General features: G+C 56.2%; 24 protein-coding genes, 2 pseudogenes and 1 riboswitch. Of the genes and pseudogenes, 11 read left to right on the top strand and 15 right to left on the bottom strand.

Annotated elements, in window-relative coordinates; genetic code table 11:
* Positions 1–79: 79 nt before the first annotated feature.
* A pseudogene (locus EL26_RS26760) lies at positions 80–235 on the bottom strand (DapH/DapD/GlmU-related protein); the annotation flags it as partial.
* Between the two features lie 777 nt (positions 236–1012).
* On the opposite strand from EL26_RS26760, the gene EL26_RS18575 reads away from it, so the two are divergent.
* On the top strand, positions 1013–1687 hold the full coding sequence (locus tag EL26_RS18575; protein ID WP_038092493.1) for a response regulator transcription factor: 675 nt from the start codon (positions 1013–1015) through the stop codon (positions 1685–1687).
* A complete protein-coding gene (locus EL26_RS18570; protein WP_152559322.1) occupies positions 1680–3134 on the top strand; it encodes a sensor histidine kinase in 1455 nt (484 codons plus the stop codon). The genes EL26_RS18575 and EL26_RS18570 overlap by 8 nt, the downstream gene beginning before the upstream one ends.
* Positions 3135–3240: 106 nt before the next feature.
* Here EL26_RS18570 and EL26_RS18565 read toward each other — a convergent pair whose 3' ends face one another.
* From EL26_RS18565 to EL26_RS18540, 7 genes are all read right to left on the bottom strand, one after another.
* Entirely contained in the window at positions 3241–4110 is an 870-nt protein-coding gene (locus tag EL26_RS18565; protein WP_052036557.1) for a DUF2268 domain-containing putative Zn-dependent protease, read from the bottom strand.
* A gap of 61 nt (positions 4111–4171) precedes the next feature.
* Positions 4172–4339, bottom strand: coding sequence for a hypothetical protein (locus EL26_RS25595; RefSeq protein WP_161780755.1), 168 nt, complete (start codon positions 4337–4339; stop codon positions 4172–4174).
* 173 nt (positions 4340–4512) lie between these two features.
* The gene (locus EL26_RS18560; protein ID WP_052036556.1) at positions 4513–5775 is read right to left on the bottom strand and encodes an alanine racemase; all 1263 of its coding nucleotides are present in this window, start codon (positions 5773–5775) and stop codon (positions 4513–4515) included.
* A gap of 96 nt (positions 5776–5871) precedes the next feature.
* Positions 5872–6369 (bottom strand): NUDIX domain-containing protein, encoded by a 498-nt coding sequence (locus EL26_RS18555; RefSeq protein WP_038092488.1) that lies wholly within the window; start codon positions 6367–6369, stop codon positions 5872–5874.
* Positions 6366–7325: an NAD(P)/FAD-dependent oxidoreductase gene (locus EL26_RS18550; RefSeq protein WP_038092485.1), complete on the bottom strand. Its 960-nt coding sequence runs from the start codon at positions 7323–7325 to the stop codon at positions 6366–6368. Before EL26_RS18550 ends, EL26_RS18555 begins: the two co-directional genes overlap by 4 nt.
* Entirely contained in the window at positions 7309–7866 is a 558-nt protein-coding gene (locus EL26_RS18545; protein WP_038092482.1) for a 5' nucleotidase, NT5C type, read from the bottom strand. Before EL26_RS18545 ends, EL26_RS18550 begins: the two co-directional genes overlap by 17 nt.
* Positions 7867–7905: 39 nt before the next feature.
* A complete protein-coding gene (locus tag EL26_RS18540; protein ID WP_052036555.1) occupies positions 7906–9060 on the bottom strand; it encodes a class I SAM-dependent methyltransferase in 1155 nt (384 codons plus the stop codon).
* A 182-nt stretch (positions 9061–9242) separates the two neighbouring features.
* Here EL26_RS18540 and EL26_RS18535 point away from each other — a divergent pair, with 182 nt between their 5' ends.
* The 4 genes from EL26_RS18535 (at position 9243) to EL26_RS18520 (ending at position 12131) form a co-directional block, all read left to right on the top strand.
* The gene (locus EL26_RS18535) at positions 9243–9473 is read left to right on the top strand and encodes a hypothetical protein (protein ID WP_038092480.1); all 231 of its coding nucleotides are present in this window, start codon (positions 9243–9245) and stop codon (positions 9471–9473) included.
* 102 nt (positions 9474–9575) lie between these two features.
* Positions 9576–9824: a hypothetical protein gene (locus EL26_RS18530; protein ID WP_038092477.1), complete on the top strand. Its 249-nt coding sequence runs from the start codon at positions 9576–9578 to the stop codon at positions 9822–9824.
* 46 nt (positions 9825–9870) lie between these two features.
* Positions 9871–9973, top strand: a riboswitch (purine riboswitch).
* A 197-nt stretch (positions 9974–10170) separates the two neighbouring features.
* Positions 10171–10764, top strand: a complete 594-nt coding sequence (locus tag EL26_RS18525) for a xanthine phosphoribosyltransferase (protein ID WP_038092475.1) — start codon at positions 10171–10173, stop codon at positions 10762–10764.
* 53 nt (positions 10765–10817) lie between these two features.
* Positions 10818–12131 (top strand): nucleobase:cation symporter-2 family protein, encoded by a 1314-nt coding sequence (locus tag EL26_RS18520; RefSeq protein ID WP_038092459.1) that lies wholly within the window; start codon positions 10818–10820, stop codon positions 12129–12131.
* A gap of 136 nt (positions 12132–12267) precedes the next feature.
* Here the strand turns inward: EL26_RS18520 and EL26_RS26820 are convergent.
* The 7 genes and pseudogenes from EL26_RS26820 to EL26_RS26755 form a co-directional block, all read right to left on the bottom strand.
* A pseudogene (locus EL26_RS26820) lies at positions 12268–12402 on the bottom strand (hypothetical protein); the annotation flags it as partial.
* Positions 12403–12778: 376 nt separating this feature from the next.
* Positions 12779–14110, bottom strand: coding sequence for a GH1 family beta-glucosidase (locus EL26_RS18510; protein WP_038092451.1), 1332 nt, complete (start codon positions 14108–14110; stop codon positions 12779–12781).
* A gap of 25 nt (positions 14111–14135) precedes the next feature.
* Complete coding sequence (locus tag EL26_RS18505; protein ID WP_038092447.1) at positions 14136–14987, bottom strand: carbohydrate ABC transporter permease; 852 nt, start codon at positions 14985–14987, stop codon at positions 14136–14138.
* Positions 14984–15916 (bottom strand): carbohydrate ABC transporter permease, encoded by a 933-nt coding sequence (locus EL26_RS18500; protein ID WP_052036554.1) that lies wholly within the window; start codon positions 15914–15916, stop codon positions 14984–14986. The genes EL26_RS18505 and EL26_RS18500 overlap by 4 nt, the downstream gene beginning before the upstream one ends.
* A gap of 82 nt (positions 15917–15998) precedes the next feature.
* Entirely contained in the window at positions 15999–17363 is a 1365-nt protein-coding gene (locus tag EL26_RS18495) for a sugar ABC transporter substrate-binding protein (protein WP_038092441.1), read from the bottom strand.
* Between the two features lie 253 nt (positions 17364–17616).
* Complete coding sequence (locus EL26_RS18490; RefSeq protein WP_052036553.1) at positions 17617–18870, bottom strand: hypothetical protein; 1254 nt, start codon at positions 18868–18870, stop codon at positions 17617–17619.
* A gap of 68 nt (positions 18871–18938) precedes the next feature.
* Complete coding sequence (locus EL26_RS26755) at positions 18939–19202, bottom strand: DUF1883 domain-containing protein (RefSeq protein ID WP_081857326.1); 264 nt, start codon at positions 19200–19202, stop codon at positions 18939–18941.
* Between the two features lie 275 nt (positions 19203–19477).
* Here EL26_RS26755 and EL26_RS18485 point away from each other — a divergent pair, with 275 nt between their 5' ends.
* From EL26_RS18485 to EL26_RS18465, 5 genes are all read left to right on the top strand, one after another.
* The gene (locus tag EL26_RS18485; protein ID WP_038092440.1) at positions 19478–20245 is read left to right on the top strand and encodes a rolling circle replication-associated protein; all 768 of its coding nucleotides are present in this window, start codon (positions 19478–19480) and stop codon (positions 20243–20245) included.
* Between the two features lie 308 nt (positions 20246–20553).
* The gene (locus EL26_RS18480; protein ID WP_038092427.1) at positions 20554–21765 is read left to right on the top strand and encodes a helix-turn-helix domain-containing protein; all 1212 of its coding nucleotides are present in this window, start codon (positions 20554–20556) and stop codon (positions 21763–21765) included.
* A gap of 280 nt (positions 21766–22045) precedes the next feature.
* Positions 22046–22396: a hypothetical protein gene (locus EL26_RS18475; protein WP_038092424.1), complete on the top strand. Its 351-nt coding sequence runs from the start codon at positions 22046–22048 to the stop codon at positions 22394–22396.
* On the top strand, positions 22387–23007 hold the full coding sequence (locus EL26_RS18470) for a helix-turn-helix domain-containing protein (protein WP_038092419.1): 621 nt from the start codon (positions 22387–22389) through the stop codon (positions 23005–23007). Before EL26_RS18475 ends, EL26_RS18470 begins: the two co-directional genes overlap by 10 nt.
* Before the next feature lie 195 nt (positions 23008–23202).
* The gene (locus EL26_RS18465) at positions 23203–23397 is read left to right on the top strand and encodes a hypothetical protein (protein WP_038092410.1); all 195 of its coding nucleotides are present in this window, start codon (positions 23203–23205) and stop codon (positions 23395–23397) included.
* Positions 23398–23830 lie beyond the last annotated feature (433 nt).

The following is a 23830-nucleotide window of genomic DNA, read 5'->3' as shown; positions in this document are numbered from 1 at the left end:
CGCTTTGCGCAGCGAGTGCGAAAGCGTGCTATTATTCAAGATTTCATTCCGGATGTGATTACGGCACCCAGTTGACTTCTTCTTTGACGACGCGCGCCGGGTTGCCGGCGACAATCTGACGAGGAGCGACGTCCTTGGTCACGACGGCACCGGCCGCGATGATCGCGCCGTCGCCGATGGTGACGCCTTTCAAAATCGTGGCGCGGGACCCGATCCAGACGTTGTTGCCGATCTTGATCGGCTTGGTGTTCGGGCGACCTTCGGCAACGTGGTGGAAATCTGTGTCCATTATTTGAACATCCCAGGAAATTGCACAGCCGGAACCGATTTCAATGTCGGTTTTGACGATCAATTTCGAATTGGCGGTGATGTAGCTGCGATCCCCGATCTTGAGTTTGGCGTTCGGCCCGACCAGCACGCGCACGCCAGGACCAAACGTGACCGATCCGTCCACGTCCATCACACCGCCTTCGCCGATTTGAATGACGTTGCGGTCGAGACCTTCTTGGCCGTTTTGCCCGATTTGGGTGTCCATCCGCCCGATGATCAAGCGGTCGCGGACGACCAATTTGGCGGTGCGAGCGACGCTCCAACGCGTCTTCCAATGCGTGAAGACCGGCAACGGCATTCCCAACTTTCCGCGCAACCGCAGGCTCCAATAAAAACTCGACACGTAAGACAGGGCGTCTCCCGTCAGCAATCGGCGCAGAATTCCGCCGATGCGCCTGACGGCGCCGCGTTTCTGCTCAACAGCGGACTGCTCTCGTCCGGTTGTGCCTCTCGTGAGCGTTTTGTCCAACATCGACAATTTCGAGTCCTCCCATCTATCACCTGACAAAATTTGACAATATCTTCGACACACTCATAGTATGTTAGTTTACCTTTTAATAAGGAAAATTATACGTGTGTTTTGTGTTGGGAGTGTGTCCAGACATTCGGCAAGGGCAGTTTTTCTAGACGGGCGGTTTTGATACACTAAGGAGAGAACGATATGTGACGAGGAGTTCGAAAGATGCAAACGATTTTGATCGTAGAGGATGAAAAACCGATCGTGCGCTTGCTGCAAGCGTACTTGAACCAAGCGGGTTATCATGCGGAAGCCGCCATGGACGGCGAAGAGGCGTTGGTGGCGTTTGCCCAGTTGCGCCCGGCGCTGGTGTTGCTCGATATCAATTTGCCCCGGCTGAACGGGTGGGGCGTGTTGGAAGAGATTCGCAAACAGGGGTCGACCCCGGTGATCATGTTGACGGCACGAGGCGACGTGACCGACCGCCTGCGCGGGTTGCAAAACGGAGCGGACGATTACATCCCGAAGCCGTTTGATCCCGATGAAGTCGTGGCGCGCGTGCAAGCGGTGCTCCGGCGACCGCCGGCGTTGGTGGAAAGCAATCTCGTGCGGGTCGGCTCTCTGACCGTCGACTTCACTGCCCGCTCGATCACCGTCGGCGGCGATGCGGTGACGCTCGCCCCGCGGGACTGGGACTTGCTGGCGTTCTTCGTACGCCATCCCAACCAAAGCTTCACGCGCAGCCAGCTGCTCGACCGCGTGTGGGGCTTTGATTACGAAGGCGGAGACCGCGCGGTCGATGTGGCGGTGAAACGATTGCGCCAATCGCTTCGCAACTGGCCGAACGAGGACGGCGAGATCGTGACGATCCGCGGCATGGGGTACATGCTCCGTGCGTAGCCTGTGGCAGATGTTTCGACGACGGGACGGCGTGCCGGTTCCGCTTTTGACGTATTGGACGTGGCAGTATCTGTTGGTGTTGTTCGGGAGCTTGGCGTTTCTCGCCGTGCTTGCCGTGGTCTGGTTACAGTCCAACGCCTACAGCCAAGCGTATGAGATGATGGAGGTGCGCGCCACCCAGTTGGCCGATTCGATCGGTCAAACGATTGATGCGGCGGGGTCGCTCAAAAATCTTCGTCCGTACCGCGAGTTACGCAACGAAAAATTCATCTTGCAAGTCTTCGATGAACAAGGTCATGAGTTGGTTTTTCTCAAAGGCCAGAACCCCGACCTCCCGGACGAAGTGCGCCGCGAGTCCAAGAAGCGGGCGACCGTTTTGAAAAACAACGTGTTGCATGAGGAAATCGAAACGGATCAGGAAAATTGGCTGCGCGTCGGGGTTCCCGTGCAAATGTCCGACAACAAAACGTACGCGCTCTATTTGATGTTGCCAAAGGATGTAGCGATCCCTCATGTCACCCGCCAATTCGGCGTGGTGGTGATGTTGATCATCGGCGTGGCGCTGGCGGGGTGGTTGTTCATCTATGTGCTCTCCAGGCGCATGACCCGCCCCTTGCGCCAACTCGCCCGCGCGGCGCAGCAGATCGCCGAGGGCGGGTACAACCCGGTGCTGCCCGCAGGCGTGAAGGAAAAAGAACTGCAGCAGCTCTTGACCTCGTTCCACAACATGGCGACGCGCTTGCGGCAGTTGGAGCAGATGCGCACCGACTTGCTCGCCGGGATTTCACACGAGTTGCGCACGCCGATCACGTCGATTCGCGGCATGATTCAAGCGGTGCAAAGCAAAGTCGTCACGAACGAAGAAGCGGACGAGTTCCTGCAGATCTCGCTTGACGAGTCGAAGCGGTTGCAAAGCATGGTGGAGCAACTGTTGCACGTGTCGGCGCTGGAAACCGGGGCGCAGGAATTCACGCGGCAGAAAGTCGATCTCGTCGCGCTGGTCGAGGAAGTGATCCAGCAGTTGAGCGTGTTGCCGCCGTTTGCGTCGGTGGAGTTTCAACGCGAACTGCCGCCGGGGCCGGTCTGGGTCAGCGGCGACGCTGGCGCGTTGCGCCAAGTGCTGCTCAACTTGCTGAGCAACTCCAAGCACGCCCGCCCCACGTTGGACACGCCGCTTGAGATGCGCTTGACCGTCGACGTGCAGGACGAGCGGGTCGCGCTCGATGTGGCGGACAACGGAACCGGCATTCTCGAAGAGGAGCAGCCCTATATCTTCGAGCGCTTCTTCCGCGGGCAAGAGCGTCCGCGCGGAAGCCACGGACTGGGACTGGGCTTGCACTTGTCGCGATTGCTCGCTCGCGGTCAGGGCGGAGATCTGGTCTTGGTGAAATCGGACGAGCACGGCACAACGTTCCGCTTGCTTATGAAAAAAACGCCCCCGCGCTAAGGAGCCTCTTGCTCACGAAAAACGCCCCCGCGCTAAGGAGCCTCTTGCTCACAAAAAAACGCCCCCGCGCTAAGGAGCCTCTTGCTCACGAAAAACGCCCCCCGCGTTATGCGGTGGGCGTTTTTTTCATGCGTTCCAACCACGTGTGGACTTTCGGCGGGAGCTCTTCCCTCGCCCAGAACGTCATGGTTTCGTGGAGCGTGTGCGTTTTGGTGAGCGCTTTGACGAATTCGGTGCCCAAGTAGTACCCGAGGCGGATGTGCCCGAAGTGGCGACCGCCGCTGAGCCGGAACCATTCGCGTTCCGACTCGAACGTGTAGGCTGGCAAGTCGTCCGTGAAGCGTTGGCGGATTTCGGCTTCGTGTGCGCGGCAGAAATTCAGCCACGGTTCGCCGCCGTACTCTTCGCCGTAGGAGAAGTACTCCCAGTCTGCCAAGCCGGGGACGAGTCGCAGGGTCAAGTACGTGGCGATGCCTTCGAAATACAGCGACGTGTGTCCATCCCACTTGATCTTGCTCCAGTCCATCCCCGCTTGCGCCAACATGTGAAAGTGGAATGCATGGCCCAACTCGTGCGTGACGATGGCGCGCAGATGCTGAGGGTCGTCGGAGAGCTTTTCGACGGCGAAGTAGAGCTTGCGGCTGTGCGACACCCAAGCGTTGGAGCCGTACGCGCCGACGAGCATCGTCGCGTCCACAGCAAATTCCACGTTGAGGTACAACGACATCGCTTCGGCGCACTCTTCTAAGATCGCCGGCAGCTGCGCGATGACGCGGCGCATGCGGTCGATATGCTCCGGATAGCGCTCCAGAGCGGCTTGGAGGCGTTCCGGAGTGTGCGGGCAATGGCCATTGAAGTAGATGTCGCGGAACAGATTGGGAAATTGGCTGTAGTACGCCTCCAAGTCTTCCAACGTCAGAGATGCTTCGCGGTCGTACAACTCAAGAAATGCAGGTGTGGCGTCAAGCAGCTTCATGTGCGTCCACTCTCCAGTTGGGTCAGATGGCGGGTCAATTTCGGTTGAATCAGCCGTTCATTCAGCAATTTGAACGGGGAACTGCTTCGTCGTAGATCGTGAAGCCTTCGACGTCGTCGTAGTCGATGACAAGTTCGCCGACGAGCGTGACCGTTTTCGAGTCGAAGAGGAACCGAATGCCCGCTTCCTCTACTTGTGTATCGCGCGGTTTTGGCTCATCCAGAGCCAATTTATAGAGGGGACCGCCTCAGCCGGGGACGCAGAAGATGCGCGCCCCGAGGTCGTCGCGGTCGTCCTTGGCTTGCAAGAACTCGATGCGCTCGACGGCATCGCGGGAGATGTCGATGGTGATCATGGCGTGTGCCCTCGCTTTTTTTGGGAATCTCTTACTTTTCCAGTGTACTAGATGGTTTGTCCGCGTGCAATGACCCGCCACACAGACAAGGAGCCGTCCTGATTGAGTACATGCAAGTTGTCGGTGAGGTTGGCGACCGGGCAGGAGTGGTTCGGGATGATTTCCAGCACGTCGCCGACTTGGATGCGGCTGTCGGACGGGATGCGGACGACACCGTGTTCTTCGGAGAGGCGTTCGATCACCGCGTGCTCATAGCCGACAACCAAGCCGTAGCCTTGCAACGCGTCGCTGCCGTGCGCCCCGCGGTCCAACGCCAGCGTCTTGGCTCCCGCGTCGATGACGATTCGGTCGGGAGCCGGTCGGGATACCACCCGGCTCAGAACGCGGAGGGAGCAGGTTTCCTCCGTCGCAGCGCCCAGCCGAATCTGCGTGGCGTCGTTGAACACATAGTTCCCCGGCCGAATTTCTGTCACGCCGGCAACGGCACCCGAGATGCGAACGGTCGGGGTTGAGCCGACGGAGATGGCGAGAGAGGAGCCGCTAAATGGCCCCCTCTCTTCGACATTCCATCCAACGCTTGCAGCACCTGTGCAATCAGCAGATTCGCCACCTGCACGGGCGCTATTTTCACCCTCGCAGACGACTTCGCGTTCAGCCAACAGCTGTTGTTTTTTTACCATCTGCGCAGTATCAAGAAGGCACTGTGCTTCGTATTCTCCTATTGCCCTCACCCGCTCGTGGCTCTCTGCGCCATACGCATGCCCCGCGTGCGTCAGGAACCCCTGTACCTCCACCCCCGGCAGTCGGATCACGTCGCGGTAGAGTTGCGCCGCCGCCTCGCCGGGTTCCACACCGACCCGCTTCAGCCCGGAGTCCACCTTGATCCACAGCTTCAGCCGCTCCCCGTGCGCCGTCGCCGCTTCGGAAAGCGCCCGAGCGTGCGCCAACTCGCCCGTCAGCGTCTGCACCACCGCCTCGGGAAATTGCGCCATCAACTGAAACAGCCGCGAAATCTTCGGCCCCACCAACGGGTACGCCACCAGCACGTCCTTGGCCCCCCGTTCCAAAAACACGTGCGCCTCCCCGAGTTTGGCGCACGTCAGCCCGACTGCCCCCGCCGCCAATTGCATCTCGGCGATCTCCCACGTCTTGTGCGTCTTCAAGTGCGGGCGCAATCGAACGCCGTGTCGACGCGCAAATTCAGCCATTTCCTCCACGTTCTGCACCAGCTTCTCCCGATGCACCACCACCATCGGCGTCTCCAACTCCGCCGCGTCTTGCGCCATCTGTTTCAGCCACTGTTCCGCCATCTCCACCACTCCTGTCGAAAAAATATTTCCCGCGCAATGCCCCGCCTCTAGCAAAAAAGCCACCCGCCCCCGGATGGCTCTGCTCGTAAACGGTTCTTACTTGGACATCTGCGCAAACCGATGCGCCAACACGCGCTCCAACGCAAGCGGATACACGTCATCTTGCAGAATCGGAGAGAATCCCTCGCCGTCCCGCACTTCCTCCGGCGTCGGAGGCGTGGCGAACAACCGGGCTTCTTCCGTCTCAAACCCGATCGGAATCGCATGCATCCGCGCGATGCGCGCCACGTAGATCGTCTTCACAAACGGAGGCGTTCCCTCCAACTCGATGGCGTACTGCCCGATCGGTTCAATCGCCGCCAGCTCCGCGCCGGTCTCTTCAAACACTTCCCGCACGGCGGTCTGAATCGGCCATTCGTGCGCCTCCCGCGTCCCGCCGGGCACTTCCCAACCGCGCCGCTGATGGCGCGTCAGCAACAACTGCCCCTCGTAAAACGCAAACACCAACACGTACCCCGGATCGGCAAACTCCCGCTCGTCAAACGTCAAGCGCACGCGCTGCCCCGGATACGCTCCGCCAAATTCATACGTCATGAACTCTCCCTCCTCTCCGCCAAGATCACCGACAGATGTTTGGCTGCCGTCATGCCGTGCCCCACCGCTTTGGCGATGCTCGAATAGACCGGCCGCGTGCACACATCGCCGACGGCAAACACCGTTTCCGCCGACGTCTGCCCCACTTCATCCACTTTCACGAACCCGTCCTCGTCCGTCTCGACCTGCCCGCGCACGAGGTGCGAATTCGGCTCCACCCCCACGCGGACAAACAGCGCTTCCGCCGCCAGCCGCCGCCGTTCACCGCCGGAAAGCATCACTTCAACGCCGGTCACGCGTTCCGTCCCGAGCACGCCTGTCACTTGTGCATACGTCAGCAGTTCAATTCCCGGATGGCCCATCACCCGCGAACGAAACTCGCGGCGGGCGCGAAACCGCTCCGAACGATGGATCAGCGTCACATGGGCTCCGCTGTCGGCAAGCAGCAACGCCCCTTCGAGCGCGCGGTCTCCCCCGCCGGCCACCGCGACTTTTTTTCCGGAAAAAAATCCACGGTCGCGCGAGGCCGAGTACACTTCGCCGCGCTCGATCATCTCCGCTTCTCCCGGCACGCCCAAGCGGCGGTCGGCAGAACCCGTGGCGAGGATCAGACTCTGAAAGCGCAACTCCGAAACGTCCCGCGTGCCGCGCTGCTCCGGCAACTGCCACCACAGCACTCCTTGGGCGACGTCGATCGCCAGCACTTTTGCGCCTGTCTGCAGCGCACAGCCGACTCGGCGCACGTTCTCTTCAAACACGCGCTTGACTTCCAAGCCGTTTGCCGCCCAGAGTCCGGGATAGTCGAAAATCTCGTTGTGAATCACGTGCAATTGACCGCCGAGCTCTTCCGCCTGCTCCAGTAAGAGATGTTCCATCCCGAGCCGCTTGCACCAGATCGCCGCCGACAGACCGGCCGGTCCGCCGCCGAGGATCAGCACATCAGTTCTCGCGTTCATCCCGCTCGCCCCACTTTCGGTGTAGGAATGCTTCGAATTCCAACCACGAGCTGACCCGCGGGACTTCCACGTCCCGGTTGTACGGGTAATCCATCGCCACCGCGTCGCGCCCCGACGCTTGAAACGCCAACAAATTGTGCGGCGCGTCGTCAAACAGCAGATCGCCCCGGATCATGTCCTTGCGATGCGCAAAAATCAAATTCTGCTTGCCGAGAAACGGCAAGTGTTTCTCCACCCACTGCTCTTTCTCCGTGTACGCGTGCGTGCGCGACGACGTGACCAGCAAGATGTCATACGACTTCTGCAACCGCTCCAGCACGTCCAACGCTTGCGGCAACGGCGACAAATTCAAAAACAACCCCGGCTCGTCGAGGTAGTTGTACACCTTCATCCCGCACTCCGGTTTGACATACTTCTCCGTCTTCCAGCAGCCGAGCTTTGCGACCGACAGATCGTCGTCATAGTCGGCATTGTAGCGGCGATGCCACTCGGTCATCAGGTCGCAGATCACCGAATCCATGTCGATCAAGAGCGTTCGCACTGCTGCACCCCTCCACCATCTGAACTCCTCATCGACGTCCTACTCTTCCAGTTTGAATCGCAGCGCGTTCAAACGCTCGGCGAGCCCTGCCGTTTGAATGCCTTTGGCTTGAATCAGCACTTTGAACACATCGCCGAGCGATTGCGGCAGAAACAGCGTCAACATGCGGTGCATCTCCGCGTCCGCCATCAAATCAAACCGCTTGTTGCGCAGTTCGTGCGCTTTTTGCAAAATGCCGTTGCCGCCGAGCAGGTTCATCTGCGTGGTGAACCCGACCTCCGTCAGCCCGACGCTCTCCCCGCTGCGAACCAACAGCGAAAAATCCACGTCCGCCGTCAAATCCTGCTCGCCCGGACGCTCCAGCGGCTCGGTGAGCTTCTGATAGTAAAACCCGCGCACGCCGTCCGCCCGCTTGTGCTGGAAGTGCACGTCCGGCGCGAGGTCGCCGTAGTCGATCGTCAGCACGAACCCGCGCAGAAGCAAGTTGCCCATCGCGCGGATGACGTCCACCGCCGCCGGGCAGACCGCGAACCGCTCGCCGTCCGCAAACTGCGCCCGCGTCGCTTCGTCCACCAACTCCACCAACGCCGGGTCGGACAGCGGCCCTTCCGCTTCGACAAACCGCTCTCCGTCCGCCGCGACGTAATACTCCACGTAACCGTCGCCGCTTTTGCCCAAGCGGTGCACGGGAAGCGCGTCGAACAGTTCGTTGGTCAACACCACGCCGACGAGTTCGCCCGCTCCCGGCACTTCGTCGAGAGAGTCGTACCAGTTCACTTTTTTCAACAGGTCGCGGGCTTCGAGGCGCTCGCGCTGCCGTTCGCGCAACTGCGCGCCCTGTTCGACGATCCCGTACGTCAGCGCCGCCCAAAACTCTTGGTTCGCCTCGCGCACCGTCTGCAGCAGATCGACGGCGAGTTGGCCGACGCCCGCGCCCATCTCCAGCACCAGAAACGGCGACGGCTTGCCCAGCGCCACCCAGAATTGGTGCACTTGCCGGGCGATGCACGCGCCAAAAATCGGATGCACCATCGGCGACGTGTAAAAATCGCCGCCCTCGCCGATCGTCATCTCCGCCCGGTTGTAATACCCTGCCGTCGGGTGATACAGGGCGGTTGCCATAAACTCGGCAAACGTCAATTTGCCCGCCTCGGCGAGCTGTTTGTGCAACGCATCCACTACCACTTGGTTCATGCTCGACTCTCCTTGCCGTCCGTTCTACGTTCTCGTGGATATTGTACCAAACCCCGCGCCGCTTGTCGTCACAGATCGCCGGCATGCGGTTCTCTCTGAAATAGAGGATTTTCCTTAAAGCATTCGAATAAATACTTGCAGAAGGGATCGGAGAATTCGATCCGCACAGGAGGGCAACACAGATGCGGCTTCCAGACATGACGGTGCACGAACTCGAGGAACTCTACTACGCTCGGCTGGCGGCGGGTGCCGATTTGCTGGAGTTGAAGAGCATCCGAACTTTACAAGAAGCCAAACTCCGCAAGTTGCCCTTGGAAGAGCGCGCACAACTGACAAGAGAAATTCGCAACCGCTATTTCGAAAAAGTGCTCTCGCCGTCTGCGCGTGACCTGTTGAACGCACAGCGAAAGTGAAACACCTTGGGCTGTTTTGGCGGCGCGCCGGGGTGTTTTTTTGCGGCGGCGTTTTAGGGTACAATTTTTGGTACAATAGGGTCGGAAAAGGAGTGATTTCGGATGCAAATGCCCAAAGAGTGGCACGAAGCGGAAGTTCCGGAGGGCGGCAAGCTGTTGCGCAAGGAATCGTACGAATACCAAACGGACAAAGGCGACTTCGACATCGAAGTGTTTGAAAACATGAAGGGTGAATTCTACGCGATCGCCGTCCCCCGCGACGACGAGCGGTTGGTGATCTACGGCAGCAACGTGACGACGAGCCGCGCCCTGGCGCTGTCTGTCGTGATGGAAAAAATTGAGCGAGAGTAACAAAATGTAAGGGTTGCAGATCTCTACAACTCTATGCTAGATTGTATCTAAACTTGAATATCGAACTCGTATAATTCATGGGAATATGGCCCGTAAGTCTCTACCAAGCGACCGTAAATTGCTTGACTACGAGTGAAAGTGCGTCTAGGGTTCCGTCCTGTTTGTTTTTTTCAGGAGCTGGTCCGAGCGGCGCAGGCGTGTTTTTTTTCAGAACACGCTACACCTTGGGGAGAAAAGCCCGGAAGGATAGGTTTCACTTGCGTACTCATGCGAGTGAAGTCTATCCTTTCGGGCTTCTTTGTTTTTTTCCAGAAAAGTAGCGAAGAAAAAGGAGTCGGTGAGAGAGATGAAAAAACTACAAGACCGCATTCGCCAAGACGGCGTCGCGTTGAACGACCGCGTATTGAAAGTGGACTCGTTTTTGAACCATCAAGTGGATTCGGCGCTCACGATGGAGATCGGGCAAGCGTTCGCGGCGGAATTCAAGGACGAGCGCGTGACCAAGGTATTGACGATTGAAGCGAGCGGGATTCACTTCGCGCTGGCGACGGGGGCGGCGCTCGGCGTGCCGTTCATCTACGCCAAGAAGAAAAAAGCCGTCACCCTCACCGAAGACCTCTACACGACTTCCGTGCACAGCTTCACCCGAGGCGAGACGTTCACCGTCTCGGTGTCAAAGCGGTATCTGAGCGCGGAAGACCGCGTGCTGATCGTCGACGACTTCCTCGCGACGGGCGACGCGCTGCTCGGCTTGCAAGAGATCGTCCGCCAGTCCGGGGCGCATCTGGTCGGGATCGGAGCCGTCGTGGAGAAAAGCTTCCAAGAAGGTCGCGGCAAGTTGGAGGCGACCGGCGTGCGCATCCATTCGCTCGCCCGCATCCAATCGATGTCGCCGGAGCATATCGAGTTCCTCGAAGAAGAGGCTGTTGTTTCGAAGTAAGTTGAAAGCTCCTACAAGCACTCATCCTATCCCCTTCAAGGAGGATCTCCACCATGTTGAGCAAACAAAAAATCTTCACCCTCGGTCTCCAGCATGTCCTCGCGATGTACGCCGGGGCGATCATCGTGCCGTTGATCATCGGCGGCGCGTTGAAGATGACCCCGACGCAGTTGGCGTATCTGATCGCGGCCGACCTGTTCACCTGCGGGTTGGCGACGCTGCTGCAAGTGATCGGGACACGCTATGTCGGCATCCGTCTTCCGGTGGTGCTCGGTTGTACGTTTACGGCGGTCGGCCCGATTATCGCCATTGCGTCGACGTCGAACTTGGCGACGGCGTACGGTTCGATTCTCGTCGCGGGTCTCGCCGTGTTCTTGCTCGCTCCGCTGTTTGGCAAATTGTTGCGCTTCTTCCCGACCGTCGTCACCGGGTCGGTGGTGACGATCATCGGCTTGACGCTGATCCCGGTCGCGATGAACAACGCGGCGGGCGGCCAAGGCGCACCGGACTTCGGCGCGCCGCGCAACTTGCTGCTGGCGCTGGGCACGCTGGTGTTGATCCTCGTCATCAACAAGCTGTTCACCGGTTTCATCCGCGCCGTCTCCGTGCTGATCGGTCTCGTCGTCGGGACGGCGGCGGCGTCGTTGCTCGGGATGGTTTCGTTTGAGAATGTGGCGAACGCTTCGTGGTTCAATATCGTGCAGCCGTTCTACTTCGGCACTCCGCAGTTCAGCATCTCGGCGATTTTGACGATGGTGTTGGTGTGTGTGATTTCGATGGTCGAGTCGACCGGCGTGTACTTCGCGCTCGGCAAGATCGTCGGCGCCGACCTCAAGGAGCAAGACATCGTGAAAGGTCTGCGCGCCGAGGGGCTCGCGATTCTGCTCGGCGGTTTGTTCAACTCGTTCCCGTACACGACGTTCTCGCAAAACGTCGGCCTCGTCTCGCTGACCCGCGTGAAGACTCGCAACGTGATCATCGCGGCGGGCGGGATTCTCCTCGTACTGGGTCTGCTGCCGAAGCTGGCGGCGCTGGCGACGGTGATTCCGTCGGCGGTGCTGGGCGGCGCGATGGTGGCGATGTTCGGGATGGTGGTCTCGTCGGGCATCAACATCCTCTCCGACGTCGACTTCAAGCAAAATGAAAACCTGCTGATCGTCGCTTGCTCCATCGCCGTCGGCCTCGGTTCCGCGGTGATCCCGCAGATGTTCGACCAACTGCCGAACGCGCTGAAGATGCTGCTGCAAAACGGCATCGTCACCGGCTCGCTGACGGCGGTGGTGCTGAACATCTTCCTCCATGCGAAGGCGAAAAAAGCAACCGTGCCCGCACAGTCCTCTACGCAAACCGGCGGTGCACACGCCTAACGATTGACAGGAAAAAACCCCGTCCACGGAGGCGGGGTTTTTTCACTGCGCCACCGCCGCGAAAGAGTAGCGGTTCTGATCACCTTGCAAGCCTATAGAAAAAACCCCATCTGTTGAGACGGGGTTTTTTCTTTGCTTACATAGCCGGTGCATTCTGCTGCACCAGCGATATCTGCTTCCACTTCCCTTGCTTCCATCTCCTGTACATCAGCACGCCTCGGAGCCATTCGTCGGCACAGTACGCAATCCAGACGCCGATCAGCCCCATGCCCGATCGAGTTCGTGAGGATGTTGATGTACCCCATCAACGCCTCCGTATACACTTTGGCGGCGATCGTGTCGGTGCCAAGCGAGGCGATCATGCCGGTGATGACGATCTGAGACAGCATGTAGGAGAGGTTTTCCCCCGCCGACGGGAACCCGATGCGCAACACTTTCCACGCGTGCTCCTTCGGGAACGTCTTCAACACGCGCAGCGCCATCTCGAAAAAGATGGGGATCGTCAGCGACAGCAACGTCATTTTTTACTGGTCATCTCAAACTCCCTCATAAAAATCAGGGGACGACCGCTGTCTGTCCCCTGACCTCTCTACTTTGTACACTCTACTTTGTAGAACCATCCGTTCCGTAGCACAGCCCGCTTCGCCCTACAGTCCGTTTCGTTCGATAACCTGTTTCAACCAATGAGCGCTGTCCTTCGGAATCCGCGCTTGAGTTTCATAGTCTACATAGACGATCCCGAAGCGTTTCGAATAGCCGAACGCCCACTCGTAGTTGTCCAGGAACGACCAGACGTAGTAGCCCTTCAGATTGCCGCCTTCCTCCAAGAAGCGCAATGCTTGCTCGAAGTGCGTGCGCAAGTACTCGATGCGCTCCGGATCGTGCACCTTGCCGTCTTCCACCGCATCCGGGAACGCCGCTCCGTTCTCCGTGATGTAAAGCGGCAGGCTCGTGTACTCCTGCTTGATGCGCGTCAAGAGATCAAACAGCGCCGTCGGCGCGATTTCCCAGCCCATGTCGGTCACAGCGCCGCCGCCCGGCACGTGGTCGAGCTGCAACAGCGGGTCATTGCCCTGTCGCACGACATTGCGGGAGTAGAAGTTGATCCCGAGGAAATCGTTCGGCGCGGCGATGATCTGGGCGTCGCCCGGCTGGATGAAGTCGAGCGGACGACCGAGGAAGTTCGCAAACAGCTCCACCATGTCTGCCGGGTACGACCCCTTGAAGATCGGGTCCAAGTACCAGCGGTTGGCGAATCCGTCCTGCCGATGCGCCGCCGCCGCATCCTCCGGTGCCTCAGACGCCGCGTACGCAGGCGTCAAGTTCAGCGTGATCCCGATCTGACCTGCCAAATTCAGACTGCGGTACAGTTCCACCGCTTTGCCGTGGGACAGCAGAATGTGGTGCGCTGCCGCCGTCGCTTCGTACCAGTCCCGATGCCCCGGCGCGTGTTCGCCGATGCCGTAGCTCAAGAACGCGGCGCACCACGGCTCGTTGTGCGTGATCCACGACGGCACGCGCCCGCCGAATTCCCGGAACAGCGCCTCTGCGTACACTTCGAAATACTCGACGGAGTTGCGCGACGTCCAGCCGCCCTCGTCGGCGATCCATTGCGGCAAATCCCAGTGGTACATCGTCACCGCCGGCGTGATGCCGTGCTTCTCCAATTCGTCCAAGAGCCGGTGGTAAAACGCGACGCCCGCCGGGTTGAGTTTGCCCTTCTCCGGGAAGATGCGCGGCCACGAGATGGAGAATCGATACGACTGCACGCCAAGCGATTTCAGCAGCGCGATATCCTCGGCATAGCGGTGGTAATGATCGCACGCCACATCGCCCGTGTGCCCGTCGAAAACGTTACCGGGCGTGTGCGAGAACGTGTCCCAATGGCTCCGCGTTCGCCCGTCTTCGTGGGCTGCCCCTTCAATTTGATACGCAGCCGTGGCGGTGCCCCAGATAAAGTCTTTCGGAAATTGAGTCATCCTCGCAGTCTCCTTTATGATTAGATTAACCCTTGACGGCCCCTGCTGTCATCCCGCGAATGAAATATTTTTGGCACAGAAAGAACACCAGCATGACCGGAACGGTTACGACCGTCGCCGCAGCCATCAACAGGTCGTAGCGGTTCTGGGTGCCGAACTGCCCGACAAACAAGCGAATGCCGACCGGAATCGTCTGCACGTCGGACGTCGTCGTCAACACCCACGCAAACATCAACTCATCCCACGCCGTCAAGAAGATAAACACGCAAGTCGCCACCATCCCCGGCACAGCCAGCGGGAGGATGATGCGGAGAAACGCTTGAAATCGGTTGCAGCCGTCGACGATCGCCGACTCTTCCAACTCTTTGGGAATCGACACGAAAAAACTGCGCATGATGAAGATGCTCATCGGGGTGTAAAACGCCGTGTAGACCAAGATCATGCCCCAATACGTGTTGACCATCGGCAGGTGAATCGTTTTGTTGATCCACAGAAACATCAAGTAGATCGGGATCAAGAACATGATCCCCGGAATCATCTGCGTGGAGATAACCGCCGTGGAAAAAAGCCCCGCCCCCGGAAAGCGGTACTTCGCCAGCGCATAGCCGCCGAACAGCGCGAACGTGCACGCGAACACCATCGTGAACCCGCAGATGATCAGCGAGTTTTTGAAATAGCCGAGGAAGTCGATGTTCTTCCACATGTCGACGAAGTTGTGCCACTGGGGCGTGAACGTCAGCGTGTTGATGCCGCCTAAAATTTCATCGCGGGTGTGCAGTGCCGTGAACACCATCCAGACGATCGGAAACACCACGCCAAGCACCAGCAACCACGTCGCCAAGTTCGCGATAAAGTGCCAAAATTTGCTCGTTTTCATTCCGTGTTCAACTCCGATCTGAAAGCGCGTTGCCAAACCGCGACAACCCCCAACATCACCAGCATCAACAGCACCGAAGCCGCCGCGCCGGAACCGAACGCCCAGTACCCGAACGTCTGCCGCTGGAGCGCCGTCATCAGCAGGTCGCCCCACTGCCCCGGATACCCGGCTCCGTTGCCGAACATCATCGCCACGATGTTATAGGAATACACGTTCGAGATGACTTGGAACAGCAACTGCACCGCGATGATCGGCTTGAGCAACGGAAGCGTGATTCGAAAAAAACGCTGTACCGCGCCCGCCCCGTCGATCTTCGCCGCCTCGTACAGTTCGTCCGGAATGGTTTGCAACCCGGAGAGGAACACCACCATCATAAACGGGAAGTTCCGCCAAATCGTCGGGATGATGATCGCAAGAATCGTGTTGGAGCCGAGCAGCCAAAACGGTTTGTCAGGCAAGAGGTGCAGCACGTCGACCAACAGGTGGTTGATGATGCCGTTGTCGCGCTGCCACATGAAGCCCCAGAGAATCCCGACGACATACGACGGCACCACCCACGGCAACAGCATCGCCGTGCGGGCAATCCCTCGGCCCTTGAACTTGCGGTTTAACAGCATCGCGGCTCCCAAGCCGAGGACAAACACCCCGATCGTGACGGCGATGCTGTAGAGGATCGTATTGCGAATCGCATAGCCAAGCCCGGCACGAATCGGGTTGTCGGGGTTGGTCAGCAGGTCGATGTAGTTTTGGAACCCCGCCGCCGGCGCGCCCAGGTATTTCGGCAGCGTAAACTGGTTGAGGTTCAAAAACGACATCCAAATCCCTTGGATCATCGGAATGAAATGCACCACCACCATGAAGAGAAACGAGGGCAGAATCAACCAATAGGCGAACCCGTACCCTCGAAATCGCAACGCCCGTCTGTTCATGTTTCTCGCCTCATCTCGTTTGATCGAAAGGGGCGGCTCAGAGAGAGCCGCCCTGAGAGTTTTGCGGGGAGTCCTGCTTTCATTACTGCTGTTGTTTCAAAAGCGCGTCGACTTCAGACGCGGCGGCGTCGAGTTCTTTTTTGACCGACTCTTGGGAGTAGGTGCCGTTCACGCCCGCCACGAAGTCCCAGATGTTGCCCAAGTGTTTGACGAGCACGGTTTCAATCGGGCCCCATTGCGCGACCGACGGGTAGCTGCGGCCGTTTTTGGCGGCGTCGACGAACTGCTTGAGGTTCGGGTCGTTTTTGAAATAGTCGTTGTTGAACACGGCGTTTTTCGCCGGGAGGTCGCCGGTCATTTTGGCGTACGTCAGTTGCGCGTCGTCGGTGGAGAGGTACTTGATCACGTCCCACGCGTCGGCTTTGTGTTGCGAGCCGGAGAACACCGTCAAGTCGGAGCCGCCGAAGAACGTCGCCGCTTTGCCGCTCGGGCCCGGCGGGAGCGGAGCGACGGCGTAGTTTTTCGCGGCGGGCGATTCGGCGGCGCCGCCCTTGTCCTTGGTTGTCGCCAGCGTGGAGATCATGTAAGAGCCGTCGATCAGCACCGCCGCTTTGCCGTTTTCCCAGTCGGCTTCCGTCTGCGCGGTGTTTTCTTCGAGCGCGCCTTTGTCGACCAGTCCCGATTGCGCGAGGCCGGTGTAGTACAGCACGCCTTGCAAGCCTTTGTCGTCGTTGAACACAGCCTTTTTGTTGTCGGAACTGAGCACTTCGCCGCCCGCCGCCCACACCCACGGGAAGATGTTGTGGTCGACGTTCCAGTCGTTTTTGCCCGGCAACGTCATCGCCGCCATCTTGGTTTTGCCGCCGTCGACGGAGATCCCGTTGACTTTTTCCAACGCGGCTTTGAAGCTGTCCCACGATTGGAACGCCGTCGCCGGGTCGACGCCAGCTTGTTTGAACGCGTCGGTTCGGTAGAAGATCGCGCGCGCGTCGATGAACCACGGCACGCCGTAGACGTTCGGCTTGCCCGCGATTTGCGTGGTCGCCCACGAGGCAGGTGCCCAAGCGGAAGCGCCGCCCACGTCATTCACTTTATCGGTCACTTCCTCGATTCCGCCCATCGCCGCGATCGCCGGAACCCACGTCGTGCCCAATTGGAGGATGTCCGGGCCGGTGCCGGACGTGGCGGCGGCGGTGATCTTCGTCCACGCGGAGTTCCAGTCGAGGACGGTAACGTTGATTTTCACGTTCGGGTGTTGGTCGAGGTACGGTTTCAGCAGCGTGAGGAAGTCCTTGTCCGGTTGCGGCGAGTTCGGCATGATCCACGCATTCAGCGTAACCGGTTTCGACGAATCGCTCGGCGAAGACGTCTCGTTGGAGTCGGAGCAACCTACTAGCATCGTGGTCGCGGTCAAAACGGCAAGTGCGGCGAGCGCTTTCATTTTCATAAAAAATACATCCCCCTCTAGGTTTTCAGTCGATTCAAGCAGCAGGCAGAAGAAACAAAAGAAGCGGTACAAGCGGCGGTACACCACCTCCTGAAGTCGGCTGTGAGTCGTTGGACTATCCAAAGTTCCGAAACCGCTTTCGATATAAAAACTATATTTCTCCCCCGTTCCTGCTATTCCACTCTTGAATGATTTACACGATAAAAAAACAGCCCCGTGAGAGCCGGAGCTGTTTTTTCTAGGTCGTGCAGGGTTACTTCGGTTGTTTGTATTGCTTGAAGGCGTTTTGCAAGACGTAGTAGCTGGCTTTCTTCTGCTCGTGGTATGTCGGCACGTCCCACTTCGCCCACGTGTACGCCGTGGAATCGACGGTGACGGGAGCGGTGTCGCCGTTCGCGCGCAGGAGCGGTTCGACAGTTACGCCCGGAGACGTTACGTTTTGCAGTTTGCCCGCTTTGTACGGGTAGTCCCACACCTGCAGAGAACTCGGGTCGGTGTAGCCGATCATCATCCACGGGATGCGGATCTCCAAGACGTTGCCGCTCGCGTACCAGTCGGAGAGCGAGTTTTGGCCGGTTTTCAAGATGCCGACGTTGAGGTCTTCAAACGGCACGTCTTTGCCGCTTTGCGGCAGGTGCAGCGCGTACGAGAGCGCCAGTTTCCACGGGAGGAATTTGCCGAGCGCGGCGTCTTGGTACGACGCGTCGTACGGCACCGCGCCGCCGGAGGAGTTCCGGTATTGGAACGTGTGCTGGTCGTAAGCGCTGTTCACATACAGTTGCGATCCGTCGTTGTCGCACTTGAGTTGGAGCAGAAATTCCACCGGAGATTTGAACGTCACGCCCGGCGCAATGTCGGCGGTGGTGCTGCCGCCGCCGAGCACGTCGAAGCCTGCCGTGAACGTCTCTTTGGAAAAGTCCCAGTTGCCCGACTTTTTCTGCGCCAAGAGGTACAGGTACGCTTCGTCGTGCGCGAGGGTGAGGTCAAAGCCCGGATAGGACGCGGTGGTTTTGTCGGTGCGCTTCGCCCAATCGGCGGCGTTGCCGTCGAGCTTGATCACGTCGTCCTCCGTCTTGCCCGGCACCATGCCGATCACGCCGAAGTTCGCTTCGTTCGTCAAACGGTTGAACCAAAAAGCGCCCCGGTCGCGCGGCAGGGTCAATTTCATCGTGTTCCAAGTGAACTTGAACCATTCGTCCTGCCACGAGAACACGAATCCGCCGTCAAAGCCTTCGTTGTAGATGCTTTTTTGCAGATCGGCGTCGATCTTGCCTTGCTCTTCCTCGGTGTGCATCCCTTGGTTGCGGTCGAGCGGCCCGCGGTGCGCCATCCCGCGCGAACTCGGCACGCCGAATTCCGCGATCATCACAGGCAGGTCCGGCGAATGTTTCTTGAGGTCGTGCAGATAGCCGGCGTACGGGTTGACGGTGCCCGTTGCGTCCTTGTAGTTCTGGTAGGTCGGGTCGAAGCGCAGGAAGTCCGGATAGTACGGGTAGCCCTTCAACATAAAAGAGGAACAGATACAATGAAAAGGCAAACATCTACGGTCTGTAGTTGCTTGCCCCTTCTTTTGACTTAGCGGATATATTCGATGCTATGTCGAATGCTCCCTGCCGACCCGTTTAGATCGAGTACGACATTCCAGAAACCGCTGTAGGGAACAACAATTTCGTGTGGTGAAACGGTTACGACAGTTACATTGCCTCGATAGTCGCGACCATTTCGAAAGTTATTATAGTTCAGATCATCCATCACTCGAACCCAGCAAGCATCTTCCAACCATACCCGTATCATTGCCCCCTGTTCCAAATATTCTCGACTGCGAAGATGTTCGAACATTTGCAATCCCCTCTCTTTACGTGAAAGTGTCTAACAATCTCATTCTTACCAAAGCATCTGAATTGTATACATAGTTTGCTCCACAACTTTAAGATTTTCATTCCGTGATGATATTGCGCCAATTCGAATGATCATGATAGCATTGTAGGACTTCAACCACACTACACCGACCGACTGCCCAAAAATGGAACAGTCAAAACCTCCAAAATCCCTGATAAACACTTCGTGAATGTTTTTAACAATAGTTATTAATTGGACGAAAAGGAGTTTAACAAGTGACATCAAAGCAAAAGTACTATAAGCGTAAGATCATTCGTAGCGGTAAGCTAATTGAGTCCTTTGTCTATGAAAAGGCAGTGTTCACCCATCGCTATGGTCATCCAGATTACAAGCCTTCTGGTGGAAGACATCAAGTTGCTGATTCCAAGAAGAAGCTCACCAACCGTGAAGCCACTAACAAGCGTAACAAGAAGACCGTAGCCCGACTGATCCACGCAAACGCCTACAGATGGGCTGACGAGGACGGAGAAGTAATTCAACCCAAAATCTTGACTTTGACCTTCGAAGAGAACCTACAAGACATTGACGAAGCTAACAAGCGATACAAGTCCTTCATGAAAAAGCTCAATTACCACGTTTATAAGCAGAAGGTTAGTAAACTCCAGAACATTGTCGTCGTTGAGTTCCAGAAGCGCGGAGCGATCCACTTCCACTGTATCTTCTTCAACCTCCCCTTCATCGAGATCGAAGCCTTGAATGCAATGTGGCAAGATGGAGTCAATATCCAAACGGTTCGATCAGTTGGAGCTATGGCAACCTACCTGACCAAGAAGATGAAGGGCAACAACGACAACCTAGCGGGGCATAAGAACTATCGGACAACAAAGGGACTACTCAAGCCTGAGACGTTCATAGACGACAAGCGGATAGACGCGATTATAGAAGAGACAACGCCTACCTACAACGCAAAGTATCCAACCGAATACTATGGGGAAGTCACGTATGAACGCCGTGAGCCGAAAAAGAAGAAGCGCAAGAAATAACACAGGGGGAGCCTACAGGCTCCTTTTTTCATTCACCCGCTCCCCTAATAGTCAGGATACCCGCCAACGCCTCTCCGCGCTTCATGAAGCAGGGTCATAGAGTCAATGCGACCCAATATAGCCCCCTGCTAGAAGTCACCTTCTGGCGGCTTCTAGAGGCAAAATTACCAAGTTACATACTGTAGCAATGATTTAAGCTATGATTACGAAAAAAACTTTCCAATTAACGGAAGATTCCCTCGCTTCGCACGTTTTGTAAGTGGATTCTTTGCTATAATAAGCGTGTAGAAAACAGTGGAGGGGTTATTGTGGAAAATCGCATCTTAAACAACGGCGGTTTTGTTGATACTATGTCTGACGGCAGAAGACTGAAAGAGATTCTGGAAGAGAGGGCAGAATCCGACAAACACGCATGGAGCGTTGCCGCGTTCGCTATTCGTGTACCTTCGATCAGTGAGTCAACTCTCTATCGTATCGTAAATGAACAGCGACCAATGAAGCCGCAAGAAAAGCGAGCTATCGTGCAGGCACTTAACATCAGCATTGAGCGTTTCGATATGAAGGACGTTGAAAAGACTTTGCTTGGCATTCAGGCACAAGTGGAGTTCAACGTCAATCTTCAAGCCGCATTGTCTGCCGCGCAAAAGATAATGCCCTTAGCTTTGGGATTTACAGAGAAATTCGTACTTCTCAATAACTTTGGGGCAATTCACTACCGTGAAAAGAATTACATATTGGCAATCGCCACTTGGTCAGATGCTCTAACACTTGCAGAGAAAATTTATTCTCTTTTCGGAGAATGCGAACCCTTGTATATGGCAGTCTCTAACCTCACTCTTGCATACGCAGAAGTGAATGACTTTTACAATGTCGCAAAGCTCTTGTCTTCAATCGAATCGAGATTCAATAATCTCCCTGCTAGGTTCTCAGCGGCAGTCGCCTACAGTCTTGCGATCAACGCAAAACGCCTTGGAGACGAGGAGACATACGAGGCAAAGATGTACGAACAGTACGACTTCTACCAACAAGTTGGAGGCGAACGTGTGTTAGCAGTTGCATTACACAATGTTGCCTATATGTTGTATTCAATTGGAAAATTGATGGAGTCCGTCGAGAAATTTGAAGAATTGTACAGTTTCCTGACCGAACACCCTACAGTACGGAAATCGGAATATGGCTTCATCATGTTGAAGGACTATGCAAAGGCTCTCGTGAGAGCTGGACGAAAACAAGAGGGAATTCAACTCATACATCGACTTCTCAACGAGGTTGAAGGGAGATTATTCCACAAGGTCAAAGGCAAACTCATGTTGCTGGACGCGATCTACTCGAAGAATTCGGAACGGGCGAAAGAAGTTCTTGAACTTAAAGAGGCACTTACGGAACACAAACTGATGGCAATACAAATTCTTATGAAGGAATCCGCAAAAGCTAATGACGCAGAAAGTTTAATGAGATATTATGAAATTGGCGACGCAATACAGCCGTCGTCAGATAGTGAAATGGAGGCTAAACTATGAAAAAAGTCCTTCTTACATCATTGGTTGCTGTCGCTGTGCTTTCGGTACTCTTCTCATTCCATAGCACCAAACAAGCAGAGCATCTTCCACCTGAACCGTGGACGATTGCAGTATTTAGGTAATTTTATTCGAACCCTTCGCATTTAAGCGAGGGGTTCATTTTTGTTTATAGATTTGGAACGAAATCGAATGTCATTCACAAGTTGAACAAAATCCCTCCCAATCATAAATCTCAGGTGATATTGTTTTATCAGAGCTTTACAGATGGGAGGGGTCTTACATGTCGCTCGAAAAAAAGAAAGTCAAAGCACTTGACCTTATGGAAGTCAAAGACTATGCCAACGCAATTACCCTGTTCAAAACTATTATTCAGTCTCCTGAGTTTGACACCTTCGAGGAAAAACACCTTGTTTATCAGTCGCTTGGAGTTTCCTATCTTGAAATGCACGCGTTTGATGATGCGATCAGCGCGTTAAAGGCTTCGCTTGCTTGCTCTCCAGAACCGATTGAAACCGCTGATTACGTCACACTAGCAGACACACACTCCTTTTTGTCGGTAGCCTATGAGGAGAAGTCAGCATTTGGCTTTGATCCCGTAGAAGGGGTTAAGGGGGCTATTGCGTGGCACTAGATCGAGCCGAAACCACTGGCGAACGATTGCGGCGGTTACGCGAAGAATCGAGTCTCTCCTTGGAACAACTAGCAGAGGGCTTGCTGACTCCTGAGATGTTGTTGCTGATCGAAAACAATATGGGTATGCCTTCAAAGCGTGTCTTGACACCTCTGGCAACTCGCCTTGGTGTCACAGTAGACTACTTCAACGAGACAGCAAACAAGATGCGAAAACGCCGTGTTTGGGAGCAGATCGGCAACCCATTGACCATCGAAGGAGAAACAGCACTTTTGTTTCAACACGTTTACTTCCCGCAACAATGGTTGTTCAATGGCAACATTGTCCTCGCTGACAGAATGAGCGCAGCAATCGAAAAATTGACAGATCATGCGAAACTACTTCGTGCAATTGGAAAAGACAGTTACTGGATTACGATGTATTGGAAATCAATCGAGAAACCCCATGTACCTTCCCTGCGAGTGAAAGGTTCGCGAGACAAGATTTACAAGCACAGACTTGAAGTGAATCTGTGGAAGTGGAATGACTTCGTGTGCGAAGCCTTGACATACGAGGATTGGTACAAGTCAGTCATGCGAGAAGTTGTTGCCAAACTTCGGAGCTTGGCATGACACCGAAACCGCGAAAGACGTTCGCAATTCTCATAAACGGTTCTGAGCGTTTCCGTGTGGAGGCTGTTGGTCAATTCTCAGCAGTTTGGGCGGGGCAAGATGATGAACGGTACAAGCGGCTTTTGAAGCGGCATCCACGTTGGTGTTTCATCCTGACAGCGGTAGAAGTTCAGGAAACCAAAGGAGAACGCAATGATGAGCCGACATGAGATTTGGGAACCGCCACCACCATATCTGCATGATGTTTTCGTTGATGGAGTGAAAGTCTGCAAGGTTCTGGCGGTCAACAAAGCACACGCCCAATACATGGCTCAGTATTCAAGCGAGTTCTTAGAAGCGGTGAGATTGAAAAAGACCTATACAGTCACGATCAGACAATCAGACGATTAGGAGGTGATGCCCAGGGAGCAAAAGAGCTATGAACACAGGGGATTCAAATTGGGGTGCTACTGGACGGTGGAAAGTTGGTTGTGGTTGTGAAGGGAATAGAAAAATATCTGCTAACCTTTGTTCGACAAACAGAAAAGATTTTGCAACGCATTTTGGCGGCTCTCTAGGGAAGAGTCGCTTTTTCTTTTGTAGGTACTGAATAAATCGGCTCCAGTGATTGGGCTCGCAGATCGGGCAGATCAGGGGCAGATCGTGAGCAGATCAGACCGTCCCCGCGACTCGTGTTATGGTTCTCGATAACGAAATTGTGAGAGTCGGTGTTTCCCTTGTAATTGTTTGGCTTTCCGTCGATCAGTCGATAACCATCGGACAACGATATATCGGATAACTCCCGCTAGGAGGCTCTGTACGGCGGGTTTGAGGGTGGGGTGTG

Source organism: Tumebacillus flagellatus, assembly GCF_000714935.1.
Taxonomy (GTDB): domain Bacteria; phylum Bacillota; class Bacilli; order Tumebacillales; family Tumebacillaceae; genus Tumebacillus; species Tumebacillus flagellatus.
Note: the sequence above shows the minus strand (reverse complement) of the source record. Positions and strands in the feature narration are given on the sequence as shown.